The sequence below is a fragment of the Glaciimonas sp. CA11.2 genome, assembly GCF_034314045.1.
GTDB lineage: Bacteria > Pseudomonadota > Gammaproteobacteria > Burkholderiales > Burkholderiaceae_D > Glaciimonas.
This window is the reverse complement of the sequence record NZ_JAVIWL010000001.1, coordinates 2,125,974-2,139,422: the sequence shown is the minus strand read 5'-3', so window position 1 is coordinate 2,139,422 and position 13,449 is coordinate 2,125,974. Positions and strand designations below refer to the sequence as shown.

Sequence of the window (13,449 nt, the reverse complement as noted above, 5' to 3'; positions counted from 1 at the left end):
TCTGCCCTCACTCAAAAAATCAACTCAATTGCAACTCAATTGCAATTTGGGGCATAATCGATCTTTACCAACGATTACTCCACCTGTTCTCGCATGACCGCTGACATCAAAGTTAAATCTGGGACGAAAAACTCTCCAGCCGCACACCACACCGCGCTGCCTTCACAAGCGGCTAAGCTAGCGGAGGGGCAGTTGCGACTATCGTCAGTGCGCATCACGACTGCGCGAGTAAAAGTGCTGACCGCCTTGCTGGAAGCGCGCTGCGCTGTGTCACATCAAGATATGCAGGATTTATTTGCAGAGTTAGATCGGGTGACCTTATATCGCGCACTTGATTGTCTGACCGATGCGGGCCTGGCCCACAAAATTGCTGGCGATGACCGCGTTTTTCTCTATAGCGCTGGCGCTGAACATACCGAGTCCACCTCAGCCCATTCAGCGCTGCACGCGCAGCATCAACATGGGCATTTTAAATGCACCCGCTGTGCAAAAGTTTTTTGCCTGGATGGTAGCGGTGAGGCAGGATTTTTGGGCGACGTACTGGCGCCAGTCCTAACGGACGCAACAACAAAACCTAGAGAAACGGCAACTACCGCATCGCCTGCGTTGCTGCGTCAGCATTTGCAGCAAGCCCTGCAGGGGTCGCTCGGCAAAGGTTTTGAAGGGCATGACATTGAATTAACGATCAAAGGCTGGTGCGCCGATTGCGCCCACTAGACCGATCTGGTCCATGGGCCCGTTGCTCCCACCATGTAGAAAAACTTAGAACATTAAGCCTGCATCCAACAGGTGATCGACTCCATACGGCACCATCATTACGACACAACCAAGCCGCCCTTCCATTTCCACTTCAGCTCACTGACGCTTAAAAAACATCATGGCACTTATACCGACAACTATCCTTACCGGCTTTCTTGGCGCAGGTAAAACTACACTACTCAACCGTATTCTGCAGCAACCGCACGGTCACAAAATCGCCGTCATAGAGAACGAGTTCGGCCAGGAAAATATCGATAATGAGATTTTGGTGCAAGATAGCACCGAACAAATCATCGAGATGAACAACGGTTGTATTTGCTGCACCGTTCGCGGTGATCTGATCATCGCCTTAAGTTCACTAGCCCGTCGCCGTGACGCCGGAGAGTTACATTTCGATCATGTGATCATCGAAACCACCGGAATGGCTAACCCGGGGCCCGTTGCACAAACCTTCTTCGTTGACGAGGAAGTCGCGCTTCACTTTATGCTCGATGCAATCGTCACCGTCGTTGATGCAAAACACGCGATGCAGCAACTTGATCAGCAAGAAGAGGCCCAACGTCAGGTCGGCTTCGCTGACAAACTGCTATTATCAAAAACAGATTTGGTCAGCGAGGCTGAAGTGAACGCACTGACTGCGCGCTTGAAACGCATCAACCCGCGCGCCGCAATAGTCAAACTTGATCCGGCGCATACGCCAATTGCCGAAATCCTCGATATCCGCGGCTTCAATCTGAACGCAAAACTAGAAATCGATCCTGACTTTCTGGCAGCCGAAGAGGCCCCCGGTGATCACCATGATCACGACCATAGCGGCGATGAATGCGAACACCCTTCGCATCAAGAAGGCCATGCACATGATGCGAAAAATGAAAGTCACGCACACAATCATCATCACGCACATCATGACGATGATATTGCAGCCTTTGTTTTTAAAAGCGAGCGACCTTTTGAAGCGGCGCGACTCGAAGAATTCCTTGATGGGATGATTCAGGTATATGGACCGCGCATGCTGCGCTACAAAGGCATATTATTTATGGATGGCGCTGATAGGAAAGTTGTCTTTCAGGGCGTGCACCAGATTATGGGCAGTGATGTCGGTGGAAAATGGGATGAGGGCGAAATCCCTTCCAGTAAAATGGTCTTCATAGGTAAAAAGCTACCTAAAGACATCTTTATTCGCGGTTTGGAGCAATGTCTGGTATAAAGTATGGCAGTTTTGCACGCAAGAAATAGTGTGGTGATAGTGCAAACTGGCATTGATGATTGCAGCCAGATCATGCAATAAAATGAAAAGAATATTGAAGAACCTGCATAGCAATTACCACATTTGAAAGAACCTGAACGCTTTGAGGTCAAACCTGTTGTAGAATCCCTGATCAAGTAAGAAATAATGATCGTGATGACAACAAAAGCGATTCAATGTTGAAGTAAGCTTCCCAGCATTTGACCGCTAGTGATTGCCTCAAAGAAAAGAATTCCCCGCGGCCAGATTCAGTACGAGAAACATTGAGGGCATTACAAATATCTTACCCTCACGTACTGAGTTAACGGATAAAATTGACATATACGTCGTATCGAAAGTACCCGAAGTGGCTACCAAAATAACCAACCCCACCCCCGATGCCCCTTTATTAACCGAAGCGCAACTCGTTACGATGAGCGAAGCGGATTACATGAATGCGGCACAACTGGCTTTCTTCAGAGCGCGTCTAAAACAGCTGGAAGTTGATCTGCTGAAAAACGCCGGAGAAACTACTGAACACCTGCGCGAAACAGTGCTTGTACCCGACCCTGCTGATCGTGCCACGATAGAAGAAGAACACGCACTGGAACTGCGAACACGTGATCGTGAGCGCAAATTATTGAAGAAAGTGCAACAATCAATCGCCTCAATCGATGCCGGTGAGTATGGCTGGTGCGAAGAAACCGGCGAGCCCATTGGCATCCCCCGTTTGTTGGCAAGACCTACCGCGACTTTGTCACTAGAAGCGCAGCAACGGCGTGAACTGAAACAAAAGCTATACGGGGATTAATTCTCTGGCCGACTCAATCGGCTTCGATCCCCTCGCCCCGCAATGCTGCATTGTCTATTCTAAAATAGGCACGCCATCCTTTATGCATTGCGGGGAATCCATTATCAGCGCATAGTGACTTCAACCACCAGACTTTCCCCGTTGCAATTTTAACGGTGGTTATGCGACGACTAACATTAGTTATCTTCCCACATAGGCCTTAAAAGCCTTGATGTTTGCTTAATAGCGGCCTTAACGCGCGCTAAATAGAGACGCTTGTGCATCATGGTTCTCATCCTATCTACAAAGTAATTGACCTTAAGTCGCTTTAGATAAGAATCTATTCCTTCGTATAGTTAAAAGTTATCACACCTTATCCTTAGCCAAAAAAATGTTGTTTCAAGAGCGCCATCCAATAAAAGATCACTCGCCCCGAGCACAACGGAAAAGCATTACGTTCAGTGATTTTATTTAAAATATTAATGCACCATTTTAAATATTTTTTGCCATCGCCCGGCATTTACAAATCAACCGAGCCGTGTCAAATATAAGCTTTTACCTAAAAATGGGGCAGCAAGCACTATTTCTACATACATATCCGACTACACTATAAAGATAGCCGCTCGATTTACCTCCTTATCAACGACCATCAATTCATCAGCTAGGATCAATGTGGGGATTTTCTCGATTTTTAGCAAACAAGCTCGTCAAAACGCCAAAGCCGCTGCAGATATAGCGGCTGCCCAGAGCACCGTTTCAATTCAGCCCGCCAGCAATAGGACGCCTGAACAAGGGATCGAGACGCCTCGACCAAACGCACCACCGCCCAATTCCACCGCAATGAAAATCGATGCAATCGAGTCGGAGATGTCCTCAGAATTCGTCTATCCCACGACGATTCTAAATACCATGCTGTCCGATACTGCCAAAAATAAAAAAATAGTGAGTGCCCAGAATGACCAAAACGCTCCCGGGACGACCCGAAAAAAAGATTCTTTAGCAGCGGACACTAAGGTTGGGACTATTCAGGTCGCGATTTCAGACACGCCAGCGGTGGTTGAAGAGGCAGCATTGCTATTCGCCAGCTCACAATCCGAAATCGCGGAGCAGCTACTTGAACAAGCAATAGAGGGAGACGATCTAGGGGGAGCTACTGCCAGTGTGTGGTGGATGTTACTGGATCTTTACCGGATCGATAATAAACAACAGCAATTCGATGACCTGTCAGTTAATTATGCGCATAAATTTGAGAGTTCTCCCCCCGCTTGGGACGAGCAACTCACACTTAACCCCCACACCGATTTACAAGTCCAAGATCTTGCTATCGCAGCAGTATCGTTCTCGGGCAAGCTTGACGCAAATGTCACCAAGTACCTGGAGCGGGCTCAGAAACTGGCGGTAAGTCATCCTGCTTTAAGACTGGAATTCACCCGTATAACCTCCGTCGACGCGATCGGCTGCGGGCTTTTGTTGCGGACATTAAGGAAACTTCAAAAATCCGGTATCGATCTCATTTTGGTCGCTCCCAACCAACTTACCGAAGCTATTCGATCTATTCTTTGCATTGGTCGCCGTGATGAAACTGCAGCTCCGTGGTTACTATTGCTGGAAATTTTGCATTTATTAAATAATGAGCAAGCTTTCGAAGACGTTAGCATCGATTACAGTATTACATTTGAAGTATCTCCTCCACCTTTCATCGCACCAAAATCTAAAGTCCTTGTTGCTCTAGACAAAAATACGCTAAACCAGCAATCGATAAAGAGTCGAGAACACTTTCTGATGCCGATTTTGATCGAAGGACGGGTTGATGAACTTTTGCTAAAGATTAAAACGTACGCGATTAACCACAATCCGACGCTTATAGACTGTTCCCGCCTGATACGCATAGATTTTAATGCCGCCGGGCAATTAATGAATGGGCTATTGCCTATCATTGAACAAGGCCGAAAAATCGAGCTTCACGAGGTAAACCATCTAGTGGCAGCGCTATTTAAGGTTATGGGACTTCAAGACGTCATCAGCATTTCTACGCGCAAGAATTAAAAGTAGGTCTGATATCTGGCAATCGGTCCTGCTTATAGATAGTTCATGATACTTATAAAGAAGTACACACAGTACCGAAAGGTTTTCAAACGTGCAACGCTGTAGCAACACAGCAATCGTCTCGGATTACCGTTCCCTCAAGTATTGTTTTAAAGTTAGTAAGTTGATGCGTAACAACGCATGCGCTTTAAAATATGCAACAGCGACTACGTCACGCACATTTAATTACGTGAAGATAAATCATCCACAAAGTTAAGTGACTTTAATTTGCGCCAACCGGTGCTTGTAATCACGCACGCCGCCCCCATTTTTTTAAATACACGCGGGATTGTCTGAGTTGTATCCTACGGTAATGAATATATGCGAAGACGTCCGACATCCGGACGCCGCATAGTTGGTCCGATTCGTGCAGTTCGTCCAACTGCCACACGTGCGGTCCGCTTTTTTTAGGCAAGTAAAATGGAACAATTTCATGGCACCACCATCCTCTCCGTACGACGCGGAAATAGCGTTGCGCTTGGTGGAGATGGCCAGGTAACTCTCGGCAACGTCGTGATGAAAGGCACTGCACGCAAAGTGCGCACACTTTATCAAGGTAAAGTACTGGTCGGTTTTGCTGGTGGAACCGCAGATGCTTTTACGCTGTTGGATTTATTTGAGGCTAAACTGGAAAAGCATCAAGGCAATCTGATGCGCGCCTCGGTAGACTTAGCTAAAGAATGGCGCACTGATCGCATGCTGCGTCGCCTGGAAGCGATGCTGCTCACAGCGGATAGGGATACCACACTGGTTATTACCGGCAATGGCGATGTACTTGAACCCACAGATGGAATTGGGGCAATTGGCTCCGGAGGCGTGTTCGCACAGTCCGCAGCCAAAGCGCTGCAAGAGAACACAACACTATCACCTGCCGAAGTAGTCAAAAAATCCCTTGTGATTGCTGGCGATCTTTGTATTTATACCAATCAATCGCACATCATAGAAACCCTTAATTAATTGTACGAATTTAATCCTGCAAAAAATGCGCCCGACACCTGATGGTCGTCCATAAACTGACCTTAACCAGCGCGCATTTAGCAACGAACCGGACCACCTCGGAACCGAAAAAATATGAATATGAATATGACTCCGCAAGAGATCGTCTCTGAACTCGATAAACATGTCGTCGGGCAGGACAAAGCCAAGCGTGCAGTAGCGATTGCGCTGCGCAACCGCTGGCGTCGTCAGCAAGTCGCCGAGCCATTGCGCCACGAAATCACCCCAAAAAACATTTTGATGATTGGGCCCACCGGCGTTGGTAAAACAGAAATTGCCCGCCGCTTGGCCAAATTAGCAAATGCGCCCTTCATTAAGGTTGAAGCAACCAAATTCACCGAGGTCGGCTACGTTGGTCGCGACGTCGAGACAATCATTCGGGATCTGATTGATATCGGCATCAAACAAACCCGTGAATCTGAAATGCGTAAGCTTCGATCACGTGCAGAAGACGCAGCGGAAGACCGTATCATCGATATTTTGGTCCCACCGGCGCGTGATTTTGGGTTTCATCCAGAGCAAGATGCACCACTGGAAATTGATGCAAAAGATAAGGGCAACAACACCCGCCAGACCTTTCGCAAACGTCTGCGAGAAGGCTCGCTCGATGACCGCGAGATTGAAATTGAATTGGCCGAAAGTGCGCCACAGATGGAAATCATGGCGCCGCCAGGTATGGAAGAAATGACTGAGCAGATCAAGTCGATGTTCTCCGGAATGGGTAATAACCGTAAAAAAAGTCGCAAGGTCAAAATCAAGGAAGCGCTGAAAATTCTAGTCGAAGAAGAAGCCGCAAAACTGCTTAACGAAGATGAACTAAAGCAAAAAGCTATCTTTAACGTTGAGCAAAACGGTATTGTATTTTTGGACGAGATTGATAAGATCGCGACCCGCTCTCAAAATGGCGGTGCAGACGTGTCGCGTGCCGGTGTGCAGCGCGATTTGTTACCGTTAGTCGAGGGAACAACTGTCAATACCAAGTACGGAATGATCAAAACCGATCATATATTGTTCATCGCGTCGGGGGCTTTCCATCTGGCAAAGCCATCGGATTTGATCCCCGAATTGCAAGGACGTTTCCCGATTCGGGTCGAACTCGACTCACTATCAATTGCCGATTTTGAGCGCATTCTGACCGGCACCGATGCTTGCCTGACTGCGCAGTATGAAGCATTGCTGGCGACCGAAGGCGTCACGTTGGAGTTTGTAGCAGAAGGTATTAAGCGTATGGCTGAAATAGCGTTTTCGGTCAACGAGAAAACGGAAAATATCGGCGCTCGTCGATTGCATACAGTCATGGAAAAAATGCTGGAAGAAATCTCTTACGCGGCGACCAATACCAGTGAAAAAACGCTAACGATTGATGCAGCTTATGTTGATTTACGTCTTGGTGCACTGGCTGTGAACGAAGATTTATCAAGGTATGTGCTGTAAGCAAACGTAGATGTGCAACGATGCCGACAGGTTTATCGCATGCAGCCCGCACGCAATGCGTCTTCACACTAACGTCATCGTCAATAGAAACCGGAGTCAGTGGAGTGAATTGCGGATAAACCGTCTTTCACTCCGTTTTTTTGATTTAAGCCGATTCTTCGCGAGGTGTGCGTGCCAACATCAACTCCACCATCGCACCCGGTTCATCGCCGTCAAACAACACGCCGGCAACGGCGTTTGTAATCGGCATATCCACTCCTAGTTCCTGCGCTAAGGCCCGCACCGCTGACGCGCAACGGACTCCCTCCGCAACGTGGCCTAACTCTGCCACGACAGTCTCCAGGCTTTTACCGGAGGCTAATCCGAGGCCGACTTTACGGTTGCGCGAAAGATCGCCGGTGCAAGTAAGGATCAAATCACCGAGGCCAGACAAACCCATAAAGGTTTCGCTGCGGCCACCCAAGGCGATGCCAAGTCGCGTAATTTCTGCCAGTCCACGGGTGATTAATGCTGCCCGCGCATTCAGACCAAGCTGAAGACCGTCGGCTACACCTGTGGCAATTGCCATAATATTTTTAACCGCACCACCGACTTCGACGCCGACCATGTCATCAGTCGAATACACGCGGATATTGCAACCATGCACCGCCGCAACTACGCGCTCTGAAAGACCAGCATCGTCAGTTGCTATCGCCAGCGCACAAGGAAGACCGCGTGCCACTTCCTGGGCAAACGAAGGTCCTGAGAGCGCTCCCGCTGGAATCGCATCCCCCAACACCTGGCGCACAATTTGATGCGGCAGCAATCGCGTTTTCTCTTCAAAACCTTTACATAGCCAGACAATATTTGGTAACGATAGGCCGCGTAATTGCTCCGCCAGAGAACGTAATCCGGCCACAGAAGAAGCGACGATCAATAAACTGTCGTTCACGTCCGTATTCGTCGACACATGCGTGATCGCCTCCGCAAAATCAGCTGTGACGATTACATTAGATGGCAATGAAAAACCAGGTAGATAAGTCACATTCTCGCGCTGCATTGCGGCGGCGGCAATCACTGCCTCATTCCGCCCCCATAACAAAACGTTGTGACGTTGCGCTAATGCGATAGCCAATGCGGTACCCCATGCACCAGCGCCGAGGATCGTGATATTCATTGGATTGGATTCAGCGGACACAAAAGGCCGATCATAGAGTAAAAAATGCGGAAAGAATAACCATGCTGTTGATTGGTGCGGCAGCCGATGCTGCGGCAGCCGATGCTGCGGCAGCCGATGCTGCGGCGCCGTTGCTGTGGTGTTACCACCGCTACGACGACCGCCTTGACTACGATTACCGCGGTATCGGATGCCGTAGCATTAACCCATCTGTCGGCGACTGCGCAACTAATCAACTAAGAAAGAAGATCGACCAGCCCTACCAAACAGGCAAGCCCACAAAAATAACAAGTGTTAGATAGTCAACTCAACTACCCCAAACATCGGTCGCTTTTATGTATCCGCTCTGACCATCGCGATGCCGCACTTTCACCCAACCGGATGCAACGGGCTCGACCAATTCGAGCAACACGCCTTTATCGGCGCTGAATACCTGGGCGGCGGTATCACTTGGATTCGCCCTGATCTTGGCGTTAGCGACCTTGATTTGTAAATTACGCTTGCCGATTAGTCCAGCCGACTGCACCCATGACAAATCGCCACTGGCGTCACGCACCTTGGTCCAATCGCCATAAGTCAATACGACTTCGACTGGCATGCCACGTGGTGCGATAGCTACGCGCCGACCTTTTTCAGAGGGAGCATCGTACAGAATGACAGGAACCGCACCAACCGCCTTGAAGTCGAGCGCTTGCGCTACGTTGACTGCGCCAAACGCTAATACCGACGCCACTAATGACGTCATTACCATACCGGTCGCGCGTACAAGTTTCATTCCATCGTCTCCACTTACTACCTTACTACTAACGCGCGAGGAAACCTTCAACATGGAAGCGTCCTGGCGCAATTGGTAAATCATCAGTACTCGCCGCCTGGAATAATTGATCGGCGGCGAAATCGGCATTAGACGACTATTAATTAATCGCGTTGCTACCATCTACAGTAATGCTGTCTTTGCTTCCCTGTTGCTCAGCAAGTGCTTGTGTACGCTGTTGATAAAACACTTCGAAGTTGATTTCAGCCAGATGGATCGGCGGGAAACCAGCACGGGTAATGGCGTCAGCGATATTTGCACGCAGGTACGGATAAACGATATTTGGGCAACCGATGCCCAATAATGGATCTAATTGTTCTGCTGGAATATTACGCACTTCAAAAATACCGGCTTGCTTGCCTTCAACCAGAAAAGCAACTTTATCCTTGATCTTGGCGGTAACGGTAATCGTCACAGTCGATTCAAAAATTCCCTCAGCCAATGCTTCTGCACCGACATCAACAGCAACTTCTATCTGTGGCGCGTCTTGCTCCAGAAAAATAGCTGGCGAGTTCGGTTGCTCAAGCGACAAATCTTTCAGATATACACGTTGAATCTGAAAAACTGGCTGATCATTGGACTCGGTAATTTCAGTTTGTTTAATTTCGTCGGCCATAAAACTCTTTCAGTAAATTTAAAAAGGGACAGAATTTCCATCCATAGACTGGGTTAGGACTCACGCAGAATTGTCCCAGCAAAGCAGACCGACGAGAAAACGACGGTAGCAATGCTCAGATAGCTAGCGGCATAACAACGCTAACACTGCTGAGACGATTTTACGTAAGTCCTGTGGGTATAACAAAAATTAAAAACCGTCTAACATTTACAGTATCGCCCAATCAAACATGTTCGATGAGAACATGCTTCAGTGTACGTAGAGCCTGATGCATATTGCTCATAGCTCCAATGCCGGGCAAGTTGTCTGACATTGGCAATGATCACATCAGGCAATAAAATATTAAATAGGTTCCGAAGTACCCTGTAGCAAAGTTTGCAACTTGCCCGCTTGATCCAGTGCGTTCAAATCGTCAAAGCCACCGACGTGCGTATCGCCGATATAAATTTGAGGAACGGTACGACGTCCGGTTTTTTTCATCATTTCATCGCGTTGCTGCGGATCGAGGTCAATACGAACCTTCTCGATATTCGTAACACCGCGCGCGTTCAACAATTGTTCGGCACGCATACAATACGGACAAACAGCAGTGCTATACATTAAGACGTGAGCAGTCATTGGGTTCTCTTTTTTACGTTATTTGATGGTCGGCAGACCTTGGGTATGCCAGGTTGCAATACCACCGTCGAGACTGTAGACCTGCTGAAAACCTGCTTTGGCCAATTGCGCAGTCGCTTTTGATGATTGCGTTCCGCTCTGACAGACTACAATTACGTTCTTAGCCTTGAATTTTTCTATTTCCACCAAGCGGGTGGTGAGATCTTTCAGCGGAATATTTTTAGAGTCGATAAGATGACCAGCAGAATAGCCTTCAGCGTCACGTACGTCCAACACCAAAGTCTTACCTTGGTTGATGAGTTGCGTTGCTTGTAATGTTGTTACTTTGTTGCCGCGTCGTTGTAGCAAGGGCAAAATCAGTGCTCCGCCTGACAAAATGACCAATCCAAGCACAAAAATATTATCAATCAAGAATTTCACAGTGATCCAATGGTATTAGTTAATCCCGACATTATAAAATAGAAGCGGAAGCACCATCCAGTTCGTATTGGTTTGCATGCATTGATTTTCTTGAATTTCCCTTTTTTCACTACTTTTTACCTTACTATGTATAAAATTGTACTAATGCGCCACGGCGAATCTACCTGGAACCTGGCTAACCGCTTCACCGGCTGGGTTGACGTTGACCTGACCGAAAAAGGCGTGACCGAAGCCAGGCAAGCAGGAAAACTACTCAAAGAAGCTGGATTAAGCTTCGATCTGGCATATACCTCGGTACTCAAGCGCGCCATCCGCACTTTATGGGGCACACTCGACGAAATGGATTTGATGTGGCTTCCGGTGAAACACGACTGGCGTTTAAATGAACGTCACTACGGCGCGCTACAAGGGCTAAATAAAGCTGAAACGGCTGCTAAATATGGCGACGAACAGGTAATGGTATGGCGCCGCAGCTATGACACACCACCGCTCAAACTGGATGAAAACGATCCGCGCGCATCGTTCGACGATCCACGCTACGCTGGTCTGAAGCGTGAAGAAATCCCGCTCACAGAATGCCTCAAGGATACGGTTGCACGCGTTTTGCCAGCGTGGAATGACAGCATCGCACCCGCCATTCTAAGCGGCAAGCGCATCATCATCTCGGCGCACGGCAATAGTCTGCGCGCGCTGATTAAAATGCTGGACGGTATCAGCGACGACGATATCGTCGGCCTGAATGTGCCAAATGGTCAGCCACTCGTCTATGAACTTGATGCTGATTTGAAACCGATCAAGAGCTACTATCTGGGCGACCAGGACGCCATCGCTGCAGCGATGCACGCAGTTGCCAATCAGGGGAAAGCGAAATAAATATCGCCCTGATGAGATGGATCCATGCGCCCCGGGCAACCGGGTGCGGCATGCGCGAACGTGCACATGCATGTGCACGGCAAGTAACAACGCCAAAGCTGTCGCTCGCTATGGCGTTTTTTGCCGCACTGACTATTGGCATGACGGCGATACCCGTCGTCGATGCCGCGGCCGCACCAACACCAAAGATCACCGAACGCAGCAAACAAAAAGAGGTCGCCGAAACTGAGCGCGACGAACTACAGCAAAAATTGACTGCGTTAAAAAGCGATATCGACAAGACCGAGACGGCAAAAGGCGATGCCGCCGACGCATTGGCCGATTCTGAAGCCGCTATTTCGAAAGCAAACCGCGCCCTGTTCGACCTCTCTGGCGAACAATCGCAGACGCAGTCGACGCTCAATGACTTATCAAAAAAACACCAAGAATTAAGTAAAACAGTCGCTGCCCAACAAAACCAGATGGCCATTCTGTTACGCCGACAATACATAGCCGGGAATGAAGATCGTATCAAATTACTACTTTCGGGCGACAATCCGAACAAAATCAACCGCGAATTGCAATACATGGGCTACGTGTCAAAAGCCCAGGCTAAGTTGATTGAGGCGCTCCGCATTAACTTGCAGGCCATCGAGGCAAATCAGGCGGCTACGCAAAACGCCAAAAATGAACTCGACGAAATCGCTCTTGAGCAAAAGAATCAAAAAATCGTCCTCGAAAAAGAAAAAAACACCCGAGCAATGCTGTTGACGCAACTTTCCAGCAAACTGATCGCCCAACGCCAGGAGGTCGGCAAGACCGCCCGTGACGAACAGCGTCTGGCAGGGCTAGTCGACAAGTTGGCAGTGTTAATCGAGGCACAAAAGAAAGCCGAGGCCGCCCTTCGTGAAAAGCGCCGTCAAGAGCAACTAGCCAGAGCGCAAGCCGCCGCCCAGGCTGCTGCATTAGCAAAAGCCCAGGCACTGGCACTGAAGCAAGCACAAGCCGCACGCGCGCAAGAGCTGAAACAACAACGGCAACGTGCTGCTTTGACCCAAAAGCAAAACGCCGCGCAAACGAGCCAGCAAGCACGAGTTGGGGAGCAACATACGCCACTAGTAAAAACTCCTGCCTTTACCCCCGATCCGATTGATGACGATCAACCGCCTGCACAAGTGGCGCTAGCAGCAATACCAGCGAATGCTGCACCAATAGCACCGATAGCGCCAATAGTGCACAATGATGAAACTCCTGAAGCCAGTTCGCCGGACCCGTCCTATGGCAAACCGTTTGCGTCCTTACGTGGACTGTTGCGCCAACCCGTACATGGTGAGCTGGCCAATCGTTTTGGTAGTAAGCGCGGCGATGGCCCTCCCTCCCGAGGCATATTTATACGCGCACCGGAAGGAACGCAAGTCAAGGCCGTGGCTGCGGGCCGGGTCGTATTTGCGGACTGGTTACGCGGCTTTGGCAACTTGATCATTCTTGATCATGGCAACGAATACATGACCATTTATGGCAACAATCAGGCACTATTAAAGCGGCCTGGGGATATTATTAAAGCCGGAGATGTCATTGCGAATGCAGGTAACAGCGGCGGCAACGAACAATCAGGTTTATACTTTGAAATTCGGCATCAGGGCCGTGCGTTTGACCCCAGCAGTTGGGTAACTATTAGGTGAAA

At 48.9% G+C, this 13,449-nt stretch carries 14 protein-coding genes; 9 read left to right on the top strand and 5 right to left on the bottom strand.

Translation table 11 applies throughout. The features are described 5' to 3' along the window. Positions 1-93 precede the first annotated feature (93 nt). The 6 genes from RGU75_RS09130 (at position 94) to hslU (ending at position 7,289) form a co-directional block, all read left to right on the top strand. A complete protein-coding gene (locus tag RGU75_RS09130; RefSeq protein ID WP_322235134.1) occupies positions 94-717 on the top strand; it encodes a transcriptional repressor in 624 nt (207 codons plus the stop codon). A 160-nt stretch (positions 718-877) separates the two neighbouring features. Then, entirely contained in the window at positions 878-1,966 is a 1,089-nt protein-coding gene (locus tag RGU75_RS09125) for a GTP-binding protein (protein ID WP_322235132.1), read from the top strand. 451 nt (positions 1,967-2,417) lie between these two features. Continuing rightward, complete coding sequence (dksA, locus tag RGU75_RS09120) at positions 2,418-2,795, top strand: RNA polymerase-binding protein DksA (RefSeq protein ID WP_322240372.1); 378 nt, start codon at positions 2,418-2,420, stop codon at positions 2,793-2,795. Positions 2,796-3,446: 651 nt separating this feature from the next. Further along, a complete protein-coding gene (locus RGU75_RS09115; RefSeq protein WP_322235129.1) occupies positions 3,447-4,820 on the top strand; it encodes an STAS domain-containing protein in 1,374 nt (457 codons plus the stop codon). Between the two features lie 459 nt (positions 4,821-5,279). Next, complete coding sequence (gene hslV, locus RGU75_RS09110; RefSeq protein WP_322235127.1) at positions 5,280-5,816, top strand: ATP-dependent protease subunit HslV; 537 nt, start codon at positions 5,280-5,282, stop codon at positions 5,814-5,816. Positions 5,817-5,936: 120 nt separating this feature from the next. Beyond that, positions 5,937-7,289: an ATP-dependent protease ATPase subunit HslU gene (hslU, locus tag RGU75_RS09105; protein ID WP_322240369.1), complete on the top strand. Its 1,353-nt coding sequence runs from the start codon at positions 5,937-5,939 to the stop codon at positions 7,287-7,289. 145 nt (positions 7,290-7,434) lie between these two features. Here the strand turns inward: hslU and RGU75_RS09100 are convergent, their stop codons facing one another. After that, a complete protein-coding gene (locus RGU75_RS09100) occupies positions 7,435-8,445 on the bottom strand; it encodes an NAD(P)H-dependent glycerol-3-phosphate dehydrogenase (RefSeq protein ID WP_322235124.1) in 1,011 nt (336 codons plus the stop codon). Here RGU75_RS09100 and RGU75_RS09095 point away from each other — a divergent pair. After that, positions 8,445-8,747, top strand: coding sequence for a hypothetical protein (locus RGU75_RS09095; protein WP_322235121.1), 303 nt, complete (start codon positions 8,445-8,447; stop codon positions 8,745-8,747). The two genes, RGU75_RS09100 and RGU75_RS09095, sit on opposite strands and share 1 nt — an antisense overlap. A gap of 5 nt (positions 8,748-8,752) precedes the next feature. Here the strand turns inward: RGU75_RS09095 and RGU75_RS09090 are convergent, their stop codons facing one another. The 4 genes from RGU75_RS09090 to RGU75_RS09075 form a co-directional block, all read right to left on the bottom strand. After that, positions 8,753-9,220, bottom strand: coding sequence for an SH3 domain-containing protein (locus RGU75_RS09090; protein WP_416186798.1), 468 nt, complete (start codon positions 9,218-9,220; stop codon positions 8,753-8,755). 139 nt (positions 9,221-9,359) lie between these two features. Continuing rightward, positions 9,360-9,875, bottom strand: coding sequence for a protein-export chaperone SecB (gene secB, locus RGU75_RS09085; RefSeq protein ID WP_322235118.1), 516 nt, complete (start codon positions 9,873-9,875; stop codon positions 9,360-9,362). A gap of 342 nt (positions 9,876-10,217) precedes the next feature. Further along, the gene (gene grxC / locus RGU75_RS09080) at positions 10,218-10,493 is read right to left on the bottom strand and encodes a glutaredoxin 3 (RefSeq protein ID WP_322235115.1); all 276 of its coding nucleotides are present in this window, start codon (positions 10,491-10,493) and stop codon (positions 10,218-10,220) included. An 18-nt stretch (positions 10,494-10,511) separates the two neighbouring features. Then, a complete protein-coding gene (locus RGU75_RS09075) occupies positions 10,512-10,913 on the bottom strand; it encodes a rhodanese-like domain-containing protein (RefSeq protein ID WP_322235112.1) in 402 nt (133 codons plus the stop codon). Positions 10,914-11,039: 126 nt separating this feature from the next. Here RGU75_RS09075 and gpmA point away from each other — a divergent pair, with 126 nt between their 5' ends. Continuing rightward, a complete protein-coding gene (gene gpmA / locus RGU75_RS09070) occupies positions 11,040-11,786 on the top strand; it encodes a 2,3-diphosphoglycerate-dependent phosphoglycerate mutase (protein ID WP_322235109.1) in 747 nt (248 codons plus the stop codon). A 140-nt stretch (positions 11,787-11,926) separates the two neighbouring features. After that, entirely contained in the window at positions 11,927-13,447 is a 1,521-nt protein-coding gene (locus RGU75_RS09065) for a murein hydrolase activator EnvC family protein (protein ID WP_322240365.1), read from the top strand. The last annotated feature ends 2 nt before the right edge of the window (positions 13,448-13,449 follow it).